Origin of the sequence: Flaviflexus ciconiae, assembly GCF_003971195.1 — a bacterium.
Lineage (GTDB): Bacteria > Actinomycetota > Actinomycetes > Actinomycetales > Actinomycetaceae > Flaviflexus > Flaviflexus ciconiae.
In genome coordinates this window covers 1,604,199-1,620,272 of sequence record NZ_CP034593.1, presented here as the reverse complement: position 1 = coordinate 1,620,272, position 16,074 = coordinate 1,604,199, and the positions used below count along the sequence as shown (strand labels likewise).

13 protein-coding genes and 1 tRNA gene are annotated in these 16,074 nt (G+C 61.5%); 11 read left to right on the top strand and 3 right to left on the bottom strand.

Going from position 1 to position 16,074, the window contains the following annotated elements; all coding sequences use genetic code 11:
• The first annotated feature begins 47 nt into the window (after positions 1–47).
• From EJ997_RS07090 to EJ997_RS07075, 5 genes are all read left to right on the top strand, one after another.
• The gene (locus EJ997_RS07090) at positions 48–1,193 is read left to right on the top strand and encodes an N-acetylglucosamine-6-phosphate deacetylase (RefSeq protein ID WP_164719859.1); all 1,146 of its coding nucleotides are present in this window, start codon (positions 48–50) and stop codon (positions 1,191–1,193) included.
• Positions 1,194–1,243: 50 nt separating this feature from the next.
• Positions 1,244–1,849 carry a sigma-70 family RNA polymerase sigma factor gene (locus EJ997_RS07085; RefSeq protein ID WP_126703934.1) on the top strand — a complete coding sequence of 202 codons (606 nt, stop codon included), beginning with the start codon at positions 1,244–1,246 and terminating at the stop codon, positions 1,847–1,849.
• On the top strand, positions 1,846–2,115 hold the full coding sequence (rsrA, locus tag EJ997_RS07080) for a mycothiol system anti-sigma-R factor (protein ID WP_126703933.1): 270 nt from the start codon (positions 1,846–1,848) through the stop codon (positions 2,113–2,115). Before EJ997_RS07085 ends, rsrA begins: the two co-directional genes overlap by 4 nt.
• 86 nt (positions 2,116–2,201) lie before the next feature.
• Positions 2,202–2,276, top strand: coding sequence for a 50S ribosomal protein bL37 (locus tag EJ997_RS14080; RefSeq protein ID WP_407644345.1), 75 nt, complete (start codon positions 2,202–2,204; stop codon positions 2,274–2,276).
• A 110-nt stretch (positions 2,277–2,386) separates the two neighbouring features.
• Complete coding sequence (locus EJ997_RS07075; RefSeq protein ID WP_126703932.1) at positions 2,387–2,947, top strand: hypothetical protein; 561 nt, start codon at positions 2,387–2,389, stop codon at positions 2,945–2,947.
• A gap of 231 nt (positions 2,948–3,178) precedes the next feature.
• Here EJ997_RS07075 and EJ997_RS07070 read toward each other — a convergent pair whose 3' ends face one another.
• Positions 3,179–3,769 (bottom strand): GDSL-type esterase/lipase family protein, encoded by a 591-nt coding sequence (locus EJ997_RS07070; RefSeq protein ID WP_323052602.1) that lies wholly within the window; start codon positions 3,767–3,769, stop codon positions 3,179–3,181.
• Between the two features lie 89 nt (positions 3,770–3,858).
• Entirely contained in the window at positions 3,859–7,626 is a 3,768-nt protein-coding gene (locus tag EJ997_RS07065; RefSeq protein WP_228201416.1) for a multifunctional oxoglutarate decarboxylase/oxoglutarate dehydrogenase thiamine pyrophosphate-binding subunit/dihydrolipoyllysine-residue succinyltransferase subunit, read from the bottom strand.
• A gap of 462 nt (positions 7,627–8,088) precedes the next feature.
• Between EJ997_RS07065 and EJ997_RS07060 the strand changes: the two genes are divergently transcribed.
• The 4 genes from EJ997_RS07060 to EJ997_RS07045 all read left to right on the top strand — a co-directional run bounded on the left by EJ997_RS07060 (position 8,089) and on the right by EJ997_RS07045 (position 12,762).
• Positions 8,089–9,396 (top strand): hemolysin family protein, encoded by a 1,308-nt coding sequence (locus EJ997_RS07060; protein WP_126703930.1) that lies wholly within the window; start codon positions 8,089–8,091, stop codon positions 9,394–9,396.
• Positions 9,393–10,433 (top strand): hemolysin family protein, encoded by a 1,041-nt coding sequence (locus EJ997_RS07055; RefSeq protein WP_126703929.1) that lies wholly within the window; start codon positions 9,393–9,395, stop codon positions 10,431–10,433. The genes EJ997_RS07060 and EJ997_RS07055 overlap by 4 nt, the downstream gene beginning before the upstream one ends.
• Before the next feature lie 119 nt (positions 10,434–10,552).
• Positions 10,553–11,914, top strand: coding sequence for a M23 family metallopeptidase (locus tag EJ997_RS07050; RefSeq protein WP_126703928.1), 1,362 nt, complete (start codon positions 10,553–10,555; stop codon positions 11,912–11,914).
• 59 nt (positions 11,915–11,973) lie between these two features.
• Positions 11,974–12,762 (top strand): glycerophosphodiester phosphodiesterase, encoded by a 789-nt coding sequence (locus EJ997_RS07045; protein ID WP_126703927.1) that lies wholly within the window; start codon positions 11,974–11,976, stop codon positions 12,760–12,762.
• Between the two features lie 54 nt (positions 12,763–12,816).
• Here EJ997_RS07045 and EJ997_RS07040 read toward each other — a convergent pair.
• Positions 12,817–12,892: transfer RNA gene (locus tag EJ997_RS07040), tRNA-Arg, on the bottom strand.
• A gap of 137 nt (positions 12,893–13,029) precedes the next feature.
• On the opposite strand from EJ997_RS07040, the gene argS reads away from it, so the two are divergent.
• Both argS and lysA read left to right on the top strand, forming a co-directional pair.
• Entirely contained in the window at positions 13,030–14,706 is a 1,677-nt protein-coding gene (gene argS, locus EJ997_RS07035; RefSeq protein ID WP_126703926.1) for an arginine--tRNA ligase, read from the top strand.
• Positions 14,707–16,047, top strand: a complete 1,341-nt coding sequence (gene lysA / locus EJ997_RS07030) for a diaminopimelate decarboxylase (protein WP_126703925.1) — start codon at positions 14,707–14,709, stop codon at positions 16,045–16,047.
• Positions 16,048–16,074 lie beyond the last annotated feature (27 nt).

The window sequence follows — 16,074 nt, the reverse complement described above, 5'->3', positions numbered from 1 at the left end:
GCAAATGACTAATAGATAGACCGGCCGAATTGAGAAAGGGTAGTGTCGTGGAAAAGATTAACGCCACCGTGCTTGATGCTGCGGGGCACATCATCGGATCGAGCATCACGCTCGAAGACGGGGTGGTACGAAATGTTGCACCCCCGACGGAAGAACTCCGCGGCCCGTACTTCTTCCCCGGCTTTGTCGACATTCACTGTCACGGCGGTGGTGGCGCGTCGTTCCCCGACGACAACGACCGCGAATCAATCGAACGTGCGGCCCGCACCCACGCCCACGAGGGCACCACCCATCTCATCGCATCCCTTGTCTCCGCACTCGACCCCCTACCCGCAATCAAGGCACTGGCCGATGCCTGCGACGACGGGCTCCTGATCGGCATTCATCTCGAAGGCCCCTACGTGAGCCACGAGAAGGCGGGCGCCCAAAACCCCGCCGCCATTCGCGACATCAACCTCGACGAGCTGGCTACCTGGCTCGAGGCCGGGCGCGGCTGGATTAAAACAATGACCATCGCTCCCGAGAGGGAGCGTTCCGTGGAAGCGGCACAGCTTCTCCTTCAGCACGGTGCCGTCCCCTCATGGGGCCACACGGCGGCGTCCTCCCGGCAGACCTCCGAGGCAGTGTCGGCTACCTCGAAGATCGCGGGAGGGCTCCGCCCGGCCCAAACAGCCACCCACCTGTTTAACGCTATGCCGCCCCTCAACCACCGGTTCCCCGGCCCCGTCCGGGAACTCATGGACGCAGCGAAATACGGTGACCTCGTGGTCGAGATCATCGGCGACGGCGTGCATGTGGCAACCGAGCTAGTAGCCGACTGTCTCAACTATCTTGATGATCCGGTCGAACCGGGTGCCGCCCTTGTCACCGACGCTCTCGCATGTGCGGCGATGCCGAACGGCGACTACGTTCTCGGCGGACTAGCCGTCACCATGGTTGACGGCACGGCGAAGCTCACCGGCACCGACACGATCGCGGGAGGCGCCTCCACACTCGCAAGGCAAGTCATTAAGCTCCTCGACTATGGGGTGGATCCACGAGTGCTTGCACGGGCCACGATGCTTGCCCCCGCCAGGGCTATCAACATTGATCCACCGGCCTATCCGGCCCCCGGTAGGCCCCTGACGGGTGTGCTTATTGACGGCGCGGAGTTACGCGCGTGGCGTGACGGTGTCGAATACGGGAATGTTTAGAAACTCTTTGCCGTTCACCCCAGTGAACCAATAAAGGTAGTATGGGGAGAATGACAGAGGACGTTACCCGGGCACCGGGCGAAGAGACCGAGGAGGAGAGGCGCGAGCGTTTTGAGCGCGACGCGATCCCCTTCCTCGATCAGCTGTACGGTGCCGCGATGAGGCTTACCAGGAATCCGGCTGACGCCGAGGACCTCGTCCAGGAAACGTATGCGAAGGCGTACAGCTCCTTCCACCAGTTCAAAGCCGGGACGAACCTCAAAGCATGGATGTATCGGATCCTCAACAACACATTCATCTCCTCCTACCGGAAAAAGCAGCGAGAGCCGCAGAAGTACGACGCTGGCGAGCTGGAAGACTGGCAGATGCTCGAAGCATCCACCCATGAGTCGCGGGGGATGCGGAGCGCTGAAACCGAGGCCATGAGCGCCCTGCCGGACGAAGAAATCAAGGAAGCGCTCGCGGCGCTCCCGGAGGACCGCCGCATGGCGGTGTATCTGGCTGACGTCGAAGGATTTGCCTACAAGGAAATCGCCGCGATCCTCGAGATCCCGCTCGGAACAGTCATGTCCCGGCTCCACCGGGGCCGCTCCCAGCTCAGGGAGCTCCTGGCTCAGTACGCTGCCGACCGAGGATACGCCACGGAGAAGGTATGAAGAACATAGATGATGTTGCCCGTGAACTGGGCGCCGACATTCCCGAATGCACCTGCGAAGAAGTACGTGACCACCTTTTCGAGCTCCTCGACAAGGAGATGGAAGAAGACGAGATGGGCAGGCTGAAGGCCCACGCCGAGTCCTGTCCCGATTGCACCGAGGCGACGGAAGCCGAAAAGCACATGCGGGAAGTCATCCGCCGTTCCTGCACCGAGTCCGCCCCGGAATCCCTGCGGGCGAAGGTCACCGGGCTGACACGTCGCTGATATCACTGTGGTCTGCCGCATTCGCATATAGGGGGCAAACCTCCGCCATGGTAGAATGTCTGATGTTGTTTAACTGAGGAGGAACCATGTCACGTCGTGGTCGTAAGCGCAAGGATCGCCGCAAGAAGGCAGCCAATCACGGTAAGCGTCCAAACGCATAAGTAGTGTGGTGCATGGCCGTTCCCCGATTACGGGGTGCGGCCATGTGCATACCAAGCCGAATCTAAGCCCCTCGATCCATACCGTGGTTTTAGGGCGTGAAGGAGAGAAGTTGTCGACACCTGTTCCCGAGTTCGCTGGGAGAATTTCGCGTATTTCCCAGCAGCGTGCCCGCGTCTGGGGCCTCATGATGGACATGTGGAACGGTGATGAGGACTTCATCAAGGCCGTCCGCGAAGGCGAGTTTGGCGAGTTCGTTCGGGAACACTTTCAGGAAATCGGGCAGGAATCCCTCGCGCACGGCGCACTCATGAGCCTCGACGTGTACTCCCGCGGCGCCCGCCGCCGCACATTCGAAGACGACCGGGATGCGTTCCTCGCCGATCATGGCAACCTGCTTGCAGACAAGCCCCACTACGACGGCCTGGAGGCCATGAGGGACCTGTGCCGTAAGGAATCGGCCGCATGGGCGGCAGGGGATCTCGATACGGGCAGGGACTGTCGGAAGGCCGAGTTCGAGCACCTCGAAGGTGGACTCGAAATGAACCTCGTCGAGCTCCTCAAGAACAATATCGAAGTCGCCAAGTCCCACGTATGGCGGACGCTCTCAAGGATCTTTCTTATCTTCCTTGCAACCGAAACCGGGCACCAGTCCTCGCTGGAAACGAAGTAGGTAACCAAGCGGACTGAAACAAGCCAGCACCAGAACTCAGGGCGGTCGAGCAGAGTCTCGGCCGCCCTTTCCAATCCTCAGCGGTGTCTGTTCCAGGAGTGCGGGATCAGTGCGAGACAGCTTTTGGCCTGTAGCTCCCAATGATTCCAAACAGCCGGTAAGGAAGGATCCCAGCGCGAAGATGGAATCGTGACTCATAGGGCCCGATGCCGGAAGCGTACTTGTACGCGGCTAAGCGGTGAGGCCCAGCCAGTGATGCCAGCCGTTGTGCAACACGAGCCAGGCAAGCAAGCCGTAGCCGGCCTGCTGGGGCGTGTAGGAACCGGGCTGAGCCATGTCTGTCTGCCACTGATCGTGGGACGCAAGCGGATGGTACGTGTCAACGAACGTGACTCCGCGTCGGTCGGCAACATCGCGGTATGCGTTTGACAGTTCGCTCATCTGCTTTTCCGGGACGTCTGGGCGGGGTGGCGGCCCAACAACAAAGGCTGAGATGTGATGGCGGGTTGCCTGATCCAGAATGTTCGCCAGATTGAGCCGGGCCCGGACAAGCGAGATTCCATGGTCAATGTCGTGGGAACCCATGCCGACGACGAGTCGGTTGTCGGCCTCGGGGGATAGGCGCGGTACGACCTCTCCCTCCCAGCGGGCAGCTAGCTGCTGCGAATCCTCTCCGGGGATGGGTAGGACCATGGAGGTGAGGGGGATAGGGGAGTCGGTGCGTGCGAAGACGCGTCCCGTCCATCCCATGGCGCGGGCATCGCCGCGCCCGGCGACAATCTCGTCGCCGACGACCATGATCCTAAATTCGTCTGTGCTCACCTTCCCAAGTCTCTCACAAGGAACCGCCGGCAGCCCGTGGGCTGCCGGCGGAGTGTCAAACTAAACTGCTGGTCTAGCCACTGAATGGGCTAGCGTGTGAACGCCTTGTCCATCAGTTCCTTGGCTTCCGCAACGTGGCGGACCGAGAGGCCCGTGGCGGGGGATGCGGCGGCGGGGCGTGAGATGAGGCGGACGGGGCCAACCTCCGGGAACACGTTGAGCGCCAGGAATGGCCATCCACCCTGGTTCGCCGGCTCGTCCTGGAGCCAGACCAGTTCGGCATCGCCGTACGGGGCGATGGCTTCCTTGATCTCCTCGGTCGGTGCCGGGTAGAACTGCTCGACGCGGATGATTGCGGTCTGGGTGTCCCCACGCTTTTCCCGCTGCTCGGCCAGGTCGTAGTAGACGCGGCCGGAGCACATGATGACCCGGTTAACCGCGTTCGGATCCAGGTTCTGGTCGACCTCGCCAATAACGGGCTTGAAGCCGCCTGCGGTGAAGTCCTCGATGCCGGACTTGGCGGCCTTGCGACGCAGAAGCTGCTTCGGGGTCATGACGATCAGCGGCTTCCGCGGGCGGCTGTAGGCCTGGGTGCGCAGGGCGTGGAAGTAGTTTGCCGGTGTCGACGGCTGGATGACGATCATGTTGTCGTCGGCGCACAGCTGGAGGAAGCGCTCGATCCTTGCGGAAGAGTGGTCCGGTCCCTGGCCCTCGTAGCCGTGGGGCAGAAGCATGACGAGTGACGAGCTCTGGTTCCACTTCTGCTCGGCGGAGGACACGAATTCGTCGATGATGGTCTGGGCGCCGTTGGCGAAGTCCCCGAACTGCGCTTCCCAGAGAACGAGAGCATCTGGGCGTTCCACCGAGTAGCCGTATTCGAAGCCGAGAACAGCGAACTCCGACAGGGATGAGTCGTAGATCCAGAGCTTCGCCTGGTCTTCGGTCAGGTGACGGAGCGGTGTCCACTCGGCGCCCGTCGTCAGGTCGTGTGCCGTGGCGTGACGTTGAACGAAGGTGCCGCGGCGGGAATCCTGGCCGGACATGCGGACCGGGGTCTGCTCGATCAGGAGGGAGCCGAAGGCAATGAGCTCGGCGAAGCCCCAGTCGATGCCGCCCTCGTACGCCATCTTGTTGCGGCGTTCGAAGAGCTGCTCGATCTTCGGGTGAACGGTGAAGCCCTCCGGTGCACGGACGTGTGCTTCGCCGATTCGGGCGATGATTTCGGGGCTGGTTGCCGACGTCCATCCAACAATCGTGCCAGCATCCTCCTGCTGGGAGGTCGGCAGTTCGAGTCCCGCGACGGTGTCGACGTGCGGGTAGCCGTAACCGGTTTCCTTCTCCGATTCGCGCACCTCGTCGAAGGCTGCCGAGAGGATGTTGTGGAAGTCGGTTTCGAGCTCTTCGACCTGGGCGTCGGTGAGGGCGCCGCGGCCGAGAAGCGACTCGGTGTAGAGCTGACGCGGGGTGCGCTTCGACTCGATAAGGCCGTACATGACCGGCTGGGTCATCGACGGATCGTCGCCCTCGTTGTGTCCGCGCTTGCGGTAGCAGACCATATCGATGATGACGTCCTTGTTGAACGTCTCCCGGTATTCGTAGGCGAGGCGTGCCACCTCGGTGACAGCTTCCGGATCATCACCGTTGACGTGGAAGATCGGGAGCTGCAGGCCCTTGGCGATATCGGTCGGGTAGTAGGAGGACCTGCCGGAAGCCGGTGAGGTCGTGAACCCGATCTGGTTGTTGACGATGATGTGAACCGTGCCGCCCGTGCGGTAGCCGCGCAGCTGGCTGTAGTTCAGCGTCTCGGTGACAACGCCCTGGCCGGAGAAGGCGGCGTCGCCGTGAATGAGGATCGGGAGGACGGAGAAGCCTTCCTCACCGAGGTCGATGCGGTCCTGCTTGGCGCGGACAACGCCCTCGAGAACGCCGTCTGCTGCTTCCAGGTGCGACGGGTTGGCTGCCAGGTAAACCTCGGTGGTGGAACCGGAGCGGGCCGTGTACGTGCCCTCCGTGCCGAGGTGGTACTTCACGTCGCCCGTGCCCTGCACGGAACGGGGATCCTGGGTGCCGTCGAACTCGGTGAAGACCTGACGGTAGGACTTGCCCGCGATGTTGGTGAGCACGTTGAGTCGGCCGCGGTGCGCCATGGCGATCGCGACCTCTTCGAGACCGGAGTCGGCCGCCGAGTCAAGGATTGCGTCGAGAAGCGGGATAAGGGACTCGCCACCCTCGAGGGAGAAGCGCTTCTGGCCGACGTACTTCGTCTGAAGGAACGTTTCGAAAGCCTCGGCTTCGTTGAGCTTCTTGAGGATCTGAAGGCGGTCCTCGCTGGTTAGTTCGGTGTGGGGCCGCTCGAGGCGCGCCTGGAACCATTCGCGCTGCGCCGGATCCTGAATGTGCATGTACTCGATGCCGACGTTGCGGCAGTACGATTCGCGGAGCTGGTCGATGATTTCCCGCAGGAGCAGATGCGAGGTGCCGGCAAAGCCGCCGGTCGGGAACGACCGGTCCAGATCCCACAGGGTTAGCCCGTACCGGGTGATGTCGAGGTCCGGGTGTCGCCTGTTGCGGTAGGCCAGCGGATCCGTGTCGGCAATGAGGTGGCCGCGGGAACGGTAGGCGTGGATGAGCTCGGCAATACGAGCTGGCTTACCCATCTCGCGCTTCGCGTCGTACTCGATGTCCTTCTGCCAGCGGACCGGCTCGTAAGGAACATGGAGCGCCGTGAAGACGCGGTCGTAGAATCCGTCCCGCCCGGTGAGCTTCTCTTCGAGTGCACGCAGGAACTCGCCGGAGGCGGCGCCCTGGATGATCCTGTGATCGTAGGTGGACGTCAGGGTGACGACGCGGGAGACCCCCAGGCGAGCTAGAGCCCGGTCGGATGACCCGGCGAACTCCGCCGGGTAGGTCATGGCGCCAACGCCAACAATCGTTCCCTGGCCGTTCATGAGACGGGGGATCGAGTGAACGGTTCCGATGCCACCCGGGTTTGTCAGTGTCGCCGTGGTCCCCTGGAAGTCCTCGACCCCGAGCTTATTGTCGCGGGCCTTCGAGACCAGCTCCTCGTAGGCGCTCCAGAACTGAACGAAGTCCATGGTCTCCGCGGCCTTAACCGAGGGAACGACAAGGGTGCGGGAACCATCGGGCTTCGGAAGGTCGATAGCCAGACCAAAGTTGACGTGTGCGGGCTCGTGCACCGCCGGCTTACCGTCCTCGGTCTGCGAATACGCCTTGTTCATGTCGGGTACCTCGACGAGGGCCTCGACCATGGCGTAACCGATGAGGTGGGTGAACGACACCTTGCCGCCGCGACTGTTCTTCAGGTGGGTGTTGATCACCGCGCGGTTCTCGAACAGGACCTTCGCGGGAACGGCACGAACCGAGGTTGCGACGGGGATCCCGAGCGAGCTCTCCATGTTCGTGACGGTGCGGGCCGCTGCGCCGCGCAACTTCGTTGTCGAATCCGCACCCTCATCATCCGCTGGAGCGAGATCATATGTCTCTGCATAGGGGGTTGTGGCGGGAGTGGCGACCACCGGCGGAGCCGGCGGCAGGTCCGATCGGACCTGGGACTGGTCGGAAGCGGACTTCCTATTGTCGGGCTCCTGCTGAGCCCTGCGAGCGGAAGCGCTTGCCTTGGGTGCGGTCTCCTTGGGAGCGGATTCGCTCGCCTGGGACTCGGGAGATGGCTGGGCCGGAACGCTTGCCTTGCGACCTTCCCTCTCCCAACGCCGGAACAGCTCGCGCCACTGCGGCTGTACGGCCGTACGATCCTGGAGGTAATTGGCGTATAGCTCGTCGATGAACCATTGATTAGCGCCGAAGTCCTCGTCCGGTCGTCTGCTATTGTCGGACACTTTTAGTCGCCCTACTTTCGAGGTGTATGAACAGCGGAACGTATCCAGTTTAGGTGACCTCTGTCGCAGACCACCCATTGGAGCGCGAAATTGACTCGGTTTTCCGCTCCTCAGGATTGGTTTTTGAGGCACCGTCAAGAGCCGGTCATGATTGAGTCTCACGAGATCCACACAAATGCCACATTCTGTTCTGCATGGAGTGCCTCGTGCGGGGCGTTTACAGAGGAGAGCGAGTGAGCGCGCAATCCTGAACTTGAGAGCCCGGCGGTGGGAGCGAGATAGCTTCTGCGCCAGCGTGGGACGTGGTTTGCCGAGAAGAAGCCGTGGAGCGACTTTGACTGGTTATCACGGCCGGTGCCACAGCACGGGGCCGGTCCACGGGGAGTGACGTGGGCCAATGTTGCTCGTAAGTGCCCGTAACGCACCCGGTAGGGCGCCAGGGCACGGTAGCATCAAGTCACTATGGACATACTCCTCCTCGTGTTCGGCGTAGTTCTGACTGCCGGAACGGCTGTTTTCGTCGCAGCCGAGTTCTCCCTTGTTGCCCTGGACCCCGGAACGATTGAGAAGAAGGCTGAGGACGGTGACCGGCGAGCCGCAGCTGCCCTCAAGGGCCTGAAGAAGCTTTCTCTCGAGCTCTCGTCCGCGCAGGTCGGCATTACCCTGACGACAATCCTGCTGGGATACACCTCCCAGCAGGCCCTTGCAAACCTCTTTGAAGGACCACTCCAGTCGGCGGGCATGGCGCAGGCAGCCGCAATCGGCCTCGCGGTCGTTATCTCCCTGATCGTCATCAACCTGTTCTCGATGCTCTTCGGTGAGCTGATTCCGAAGAACATGGCGCTCGCGGATCCGCTGTCCACGGCCGGCGTCGTTGCACCAATCCAGGGTATGTTCACGGCCTTGCTACGGCCCATTATCGTCGGCCTTAATTCGTCGGCGAACTGGATTATCCGCAAGTTTGGAATTGAGCCGGCGGAGGAGCTTTCCGGTGCTCGTTCAGCGACCGAGCTCGTGGCCCTTGTCCGGCGTAGCGCGAACATGGGAACCCTCGATATCTCAACCGCGCGTTTGCTTACGCGCTCCATTGGTATTGGCCGCCTCACCGCTGTGGATGTCATGACGGACCGGGGACGCGTTGAGTGGATCGACCACAAGGCCAGCGCAGCTGATGTTATTTCGCTAGCTAGGAAGACCGGGTTCTCCCGGTTCCCCGTTGTTGGCGACGACCTGGATGACATTCGCGGCTTCGTGAACCTGCGGAGCGCGATCTCGATTCCGTTCGAGAGGCGAGCCGATGTTCCCGTTACTTCCTCATCCCTCATGAAAGAGGTGGAGAGAGTTCCCGAGACGGTGGCTCTTGCACCCCTCCTCGTTCAGCTGCGCGACACGGGGCAGATGGCGGTGGTGCTCGACGAATACGGAGGCACCTCCGGGATCGTGACCCTCGAAGACTGCGTCGAAGAAATCGTGGGCGAGGTTGCCGACGAGCACGATCCGCGCAGGCTCCGCGCGCGGTTTTCAGCAGACGGTTGGTTGATTCCCGGCGATATGCGGCCCGATGAGCTTGCCCGCGAAGCCGGAATTAACGTTCCCGACGACGGACCCTTCGAAACGCTTGCCGGTTACATCATGACCGAGCTGGGCCGCCTGCCCGAGGTGGGGGACACGGTCGAAAGCGACGGCGTCTCCCTCACCGTTGAGAAGCTGGAAGGCCGACGTGTCGTCTCTATCAGAGCCCGCGCCCTCAACACGGAGGCGACAGAATGAGCACGACAACCGCCCTCATAGTTGGTTTGGTCCTCCTCGCGCTCAACGCGTTCTTCGTTGGCGCCGAGTTCGCGGTCATGTCCGCACGCAGGTCCCGGATTGAGCCGCTGGCCGATGCGGGATCAAAGTCGGCGAAGACAGTGCTGTGGGCGCTCGAAAACGTCACCCTCATGCTGGCCTCCTGCCAGCTCGGCGTGACGCTCTGTTCCACGTCCCTTGGTGCGGTTGCCGAACCGGCGATCGCCTCCGCCCTGATTGGGCCCTTCGAATCGCTTGGAATACCGAGTGCCGCAGCACATTCCGTGGCCTTCGTTATTGCCCTCGTCGTGGTCGTCTACCTGCACGTCGTCATCGGTGAAATGGTTCCAAAGAATCTGGCCGTGACCGTTCCCGAGAAGGCGGCTCTGATTCTTGCGCCGCCGCTCGTTCTGATCACGCGGATCTTCAAACCAATTGTTGTTTCGCTTAACTGGCTTGCCAACCACATCATCAAACTGTTCGGACTTGAGCCGAAGGACGAGGTCGCCTCTGCCTTTACCGCAGACGAGGTCGCGTCAATTGTTGAGACCTCGCAACGGGCCGGTGTTCTTGAAGATGAGATCGGCCTACTGTCCGGCGTGCTCGAGTTTTCCGACCTGACCGTTGCGGAGGTCATGGTGCCTCGCGACGAAGTGTTCACGGTAGGCACTGAAACCACCCCGGCTGATCTCGAAGAACTGGTAGCCCGAACCGGGTACTCCCGCTTTGTTGTGAAGGCAAACAACGGGGACTTCGTCGGATACCTCCACCTGAAAGACATCATCGGCGTGGTCGGAGCGTCGCGCGATATGCCGGTGGCGCCCTTCAAGATCCGTACCATGGCGTGCCTGCCGGGCGGAGACGAAGTCGAATCCGCTTTAGCCATCATGAAACGTGACGGAATTCACCTTGTGGAAGTTAAAGATGTGAACGGTGGTTCCATGGGCGTGCTATTCCTCGAAGACATCCTCGAAGAGCTGGTAGGAGAGGTCCGGGACTCGATGCAGCGCGATGCGTGAATAAGAACAGCCGAATTTCCGTGGTGAGAGGCGGGTGCTGACTGCCACAAAACTCGATATCATTTGTCTGGTAACGTTATCTATTCGTTACCTGTTGTTATCGATGTGAGAGTGAGTCCGTGGGAAAGCATTCTGCCCCGGTGCCGGTCGAGCTAGTCGTCGCTGAAGAGTCGGCGCCTGCCGTGCCCGATAACGCCAAAAACCCTGTGCCAAGTGCCCCGGCTCTGGCCGAAGAGCCCGTTTTTGTCGGACGCAGGAGAGCTCGCAGGCTCGCCGCCGCCAGTGCGAACAAGGTAGAAGAGGCCAGGTCGACGCTGGTCGATCAGCCCGCCCTGGTCTCAGCAAACGAGCCTGCCGCCGCTTCGGTTGCGGGTGAAGAAGTTCCACGTGCGGAGGCGGAGCAATTCGCGCCGACCGTTCCCGGGCTTGCCGAAGGACCCCTGCAGTCTGTTGCCCAGAATAATGACCAGGTAGATGAGCCTGACCCGACTGTTGCCGAGCCGGTCTCCCCAATGAGTGCTGACGAGCAGGCTGATCTTGTCGGTGAACAGCCCGTTGCTGTTACCCCGGAGATCACCTACGAGCCCGCGCTGGTCACTGAAGAGAGTCCGACAGAAAAGCTTGCCGCGGTTGAGATGCCAGATACTTCGGTCGTTTCCCGCGGTGAAGTTCGCAAGGCCAGGAATGCTGAGCGGACTGTAGCCAAGCGTCAAATGAGGGCACGCGCCGTTGTGGCCGCCACCTCGTCGGTGTTTGCCGGCCTCGGTGTTGCCACCGTTATTTCTGGAACCGGCCAGTCGGCTGCCGCCGTAACCGCCCATGTTCCGGTGACCTCGTCGCTTGGCGAAGCACCCGTTACCGATGTCTCCGTTCCTTCCTCGCTAGCTGCGAGTGCGGATGCTTCGAGCATTGATCGGCTTCGGGGCGCACGTGAGGTTGCTGCTGATGCTGAGGCTGAGCTCGCGGTGTGCCAGACGGCTGAATCTGCTAACGGCATGGTTGATGCATTAAGGGCACCCGCGAAGGATGCTTTGGTCATGCCGGTGAAGGAAAACGACTACCGTCTCTCGTCTGGGTATGGATGGCGTGTGAGCCCGTTCGGCGGGGGATATCACAACCACCTTGGTTCGGACTTTGCTGCAGAGGCCGGAACTCCGATCTACGCGATTGCCGAGGGTACGGTCGAATATGTTGGCGTTGGTAAGGATGGTCGGTCCTCGAATCTCATCATCATCAAGCACGACGTGAATGGTGAAGTGTTCTGGTCCTGGTACGTCCACATGTATGACGACGGTCTGCACGTCACCGAGGGGGAGCAGGTTGAGGTTGGTCAGCACATTGCTGATGTCGGTAGCAACGGACGGTCGACCGGCCCGCACCTTCATCTCGAGATTCACACCGATGAAGAGGGAACCACGGTCAACCCGCTTGGCTTCCTGAGCGAGCGCGGTGCGGTTGATCTTTCTGAGCTCTGCTCCTAGCTCACCATCGAACCACCCGATCGGTCGTGAACTCTTTGCGCTGATGGGACAATAGGTTCATGAGATCGTGGAAGCGTACAGATAAGCCGATTGTCCTCGCGCACCGGGGCGGCGCCGACGAGTATCCGGAAAACTCCGTTCAAGCGTTTGAGGGTATGAGGGCTCAGGGTTTTAACTACATTGAAACCGATGCCCAAACCACATCCGACGGTGTGCTTATCCTGATTCACGATCCGCTACTCGACCGCACGACGAATGGTTCCGGCGAAATCTCACAGGTTTCTTGGGCCGAGGTCAGTCAGCTTCGAGACGAGTCGGGACATGCGCCCATGACGGTCAAAGCTGCCCTCGATGGTTTCCCGGACATTGACTTCAATATCGATGCAAAGGTCGATGGCACGGTAGAACCCATGATTGAGCTCCTGCGATGCAGCGACTATCTCGATCAGGTACTGGTAGCCTCCTTCTCCGAAAAGAGGCTTCGCAGAATCCGCACAGCCGTACCCGGAGTGGCAACGAGCCTCGGGACAAGCGGAGTTGCCCGCCTTGTCCTGGCATCAATCCTTCCGAGCTTCCTGAGTGACTTGGTCATGAAGGCTGTGCCTGGACCGAGTGACGGTGCGGCGTGTGTGCAGATGCCAATGAATTTCCACGGGGTGCGGATTCTTAGTAAGAAGCTGATCGACATTGCTCACGGTCACGGACTTGCCGTTCATATCTGGACGATCAACGAAGTGAAGGACATGATCGAGATCCTCGACATGGGTGCCGACGGAATCATTACCGACCGGCCATCCCTCGCCAAAGAGTTGATTGAGAACCGAGACAAGCAGGCGCAGGAGCCGTGACATGCGAACGGCCCTGATCCTCGCAGTTTCGTGCGGTGACCAGGGCCGTGGGGCTGGTGCCCCGGATAGGATTCGAACCTACGACCTTCTGCTCCGGAGGCAGACGCTCTATCCCCTGAGCTACCGGGGCGCAATTCATGACTTTATCAGCACCCGGCGGCCCCGGGCTAACTGAAACCCTGTGAGACACCATGCATAGGGGGCGTCTTGGCACACATTTACATAGCAAAGATGATGGAGGAGCGGTACCGTCGCTAGACTGGTGACATGACTCCAGAAGAACTCAGCGCACTCATCGACTCCGTCCTTGCCGAGGCGGTAGCGGATGGTGCAGTGAACGTGTCCGCCGATGAGCTCCCCGCGGTCAAGGTGGAGCGCCCGCGCAACCGAGATCATGGCGACTGGGCCACAAACGTTGCCATGCAGCTTGCAAAGAAGGCGGGCACGAACCCGCGCGACCTGGGGACCATTGTTGCTGAACGGCTCGCGACCAGGGACGGCATTGACGAGGCGACCGTGGCGGGGCCCGGCTTCGTCAACATCCGCCTGGCAGCCGGCGCCGCAGGCGAGCTTGCTCGCACGATTCTTAACGCCGGTCGCGAATATGGGCGAAGCAACTCCACGCCCGGTTCCGTCAACCTGGAGTTTGTTTCCGCGAACCCGACAGGTCCGATTCACCTCGGTGGCGTGCGGTGGGCGGCGGTTGGCGATTCCCTGGCGCGTCTTCTGGAGGCCGCAGGTTCGACCGTGACCCGCGAATACTACTTCAACGACCACGGCTCGCAGATCGACCGCTTCTCCGAGTCCCTCCTGGCTCGTGCGCGCGGTGAGGAAGCCCCCGAGAATGGCTATGGCGGCGCCTACATCACCGACATTGCAGAGCGCGTCATAGCCGGTTGCGCGCAGGCGGGGGAGCCCGATCCGCTGACCCTCCCGGACGATGAGGCGCAGGAAGTGTTCCGCTCCCGCGGTGTCGACCTCATGTTTGGGGAGATCAAGGAAGCCCTCGGCGACTTCGGCGTCGAGTTTGATGTCTACTTCCACGAGGACGCCCTCCACGAGTCAGGTGCCGTCAATCGTTCGATCGAGGTCCTCCGCGAGCGCGGTCATGTCTACGATAAGGACGGTGCTACCTGGATTGAGACGACAAAGTTTGGGGACGACAAGGACCGCGTTGTCATCAAGTCGGACGGTGGTGCAGCCTACTTCGCTGGCGATGTTGCCTACTACCTGGACAAGCGTGAGCGCGGTGCCGACCATGTCATCATCATGCTGGGCGCAGACCATCACGGGTACGTTGGCCGCATGTACGCCATGGCGCAGGCCTTCGGTGACACGGCTGGTGAACGGCAGAACATGGAGATTCTCATCGGTCAGATGGTGAACCTCGTGAAGGATGGTGAACCCGTTCGCATGTCCAAGCGTGCCGGCACAATCATCACCCTCGAAGACCTTGTTGATGCCGTTGGTGTCGACGCTGCTCGCTACTCGCTCGTCCGCTCTTCCGTTGACACGACCCTGGAGCTGGATCTTGACTTGCTGGCTTCCCGCACGAACGAGAACCCCGTGTACTACGTACAGTACGCGCACGCTCGTACGCGTTCGGTTGCCAAGAACGCCGCCGAGCATGGCGTGGCCCGCGACGAATTCAACCCTGCCGCCCTCGACCACCCGGCCGACTCCTCCCTCCTGGGCGTTCTAGCTCAGTTCCCGGAGGTCGTTGCCCAGGGTGCAGCGCTACGTGAACCGCACCGTATTGCCCGCTACCTCGAGGAGCTTGCGGCCGCCTACCACACCTGGTACGGCCAGACCCGCGTCACCCCGCGTGCCGACGAAGAAGTAAACGAGGGGCACTCGGCGCGCCTGTGGCTCAACGACGCCACCACCCAGGTCCTCGCCAACGGCCTTGACCTTGTTGGTGTTTCTGCCCCGGAGCAGATGTAAATGTCGTTCGCCTCGCTTGCCTCAATCCCGGCTCCGGAGCCGGGCACCGGCCCCTGGCCCGCGAATCTCGCACGCACGGAGGGCAAGCTGACCCTCGCCGGTCACGCCCTGTCCGATCTGGCAGTCCGCGGCACCCCCGTCTATCTCGTTGACGAGAATGACATGACGTCCCGCGCCCGTGCGTGGGTGGATGCTATCGGGGACGGCGATGTCTACTACGCCGGTAAATCCTTCCTCTCCCCGCTACTTGCAAGGTGGATGGTGGAGGAAGGTCTCTGCATCGACACCGCGTCTGAAGGTGAGTTGCGCACCGCGCTCGCGGGTGGCGTTCCTGGAGAAAAGATCGGACTGCACGGCAATTCGAAGTCCGATGCTCTTCTTGAGCTCGCCCTCGAGAACAACGTGGGCCGAATCGTTGTTGACTCCCCGGGCGAAGTTGAACAGCTCGCAGACATTGCCAGCAGGCTTGGCAGGGTGGCTCCCTGCTTCGTTCGCGTGACAACCGGCGTCCACGCAGGCGGGCACGAGTTCATTGCAACTGCCCACGAGGACCAGAAGTTTGGTCTCTCGCTAGCCACGGGTGCGGCACGCGACGTTGTCACGGCAATTGCCAACCACCCGAACCTGTCGTTCCTTGGACTGCACTCCCACATCGGCTCCCAGATCCTCGATCCGGAAGGTTTTGCGGCAGCGGCTAGCGCCGTCATTGCTTTCGCCGGAGAGCTCACCCGCAATGGCATTGCCGTTCCCGAGGTTGACCTCGGCGGGGGCTACGGGATCCAGTACACAGGGGAGGACCCCCAGCCGGTTTCCGAGAAGCAGATGCTTGCCGGGATTCGTTCGGCTCTCGAGGCGGCCTGTGCCGCCGAGGGCATCGACGTGCCCCGGCTTTCTATTGAGCCCGGCCGTTCCATCTCCGGCCCTTCCGGAATGACTCTGTATACCGTCGGCGCCACGAAGGACGTCATGACGGACGATGGGGTACGCCGGTACGTGTCGGTTGATGGTGGGATGAGCGACAACATTCGTCCCGCCCTGTACGGCGCCGACTACACGGCACTCGTTGACCGAGTAACAGATGCTGAAGGCGTCCCGACCCGCGTGGTCGGCATGCACTGCGAATCCGGAGACATCGTTATCAAGGACGTGTCCCTGCCGGGCGATGTGTCTCGGGGAGACCTGCTCCTTGTCGCCGCCACCGGTGCCTACGGCAGGTCGATGGCCTCGAACTACAACATGATAAAGCGCCCCGGGGTGCTTGCCGTGTCCGACAGGGGGACGACCTGGCTTGTCCGCCCCGAAACCTGGGAAGATGTCCTCGGACTCTTTCCGGAGTTGTAATCCCGGGAACCACCCAGCCACCAATCG

Excerpts from the sequence above, each read along its gene's own strand:
- rsrA (WP_126703933.1), top strand. The coding sequence starts at position 1,846 with ATGAAGAACATAGATGATGTTGCCCGTGAACTGGGCGCCGACATTCCC.
- argS (WP_126703926.1), top strand. The coding sequence starts at position 13,030 with ATGACTCCAGAAGAACTCAGCGCACTCATCGACTCCGTCCTTGCCGAG.
- EJ997_RS07060 (WP_126703930.1), top strand. The coding sequence starts at position 8,089 with ATGGACATACTCCTCCTCGTGTTCGGCGTAGTTCTGACTGCCGGAACG.
- EJ997_RS07045 (WP_126703927.1), top strand. The coding sequence starts at position 11,974 with ATGAGATCGTGGAAGCGTACAGATAAGCCGATTGTCCTCGCGCACCGG.
- EJ997_RS07055 (WP_126703929.1), top strand. The coding sequence starts at position 9,393 with ATGAGCACGACAACCGCCCTCATAGTTGGTTTGGTCCTCCTCGCGCTC.
- lysA (WP_126703925.1), top strand. The coding sequence starts at position 14,707 with ATGTCGTTCGCCTCGCTTGCCTCAATCCCGGCTCCGGAGCCGGGCACC.
- EJ997_RS07085 (WP_126703934.1), top strand. The coding sequence starts at position 1,244 with ATGACAGAGGACGTTACCCGGGCACCGGGCGAAGAGACCGAGGAGGAG.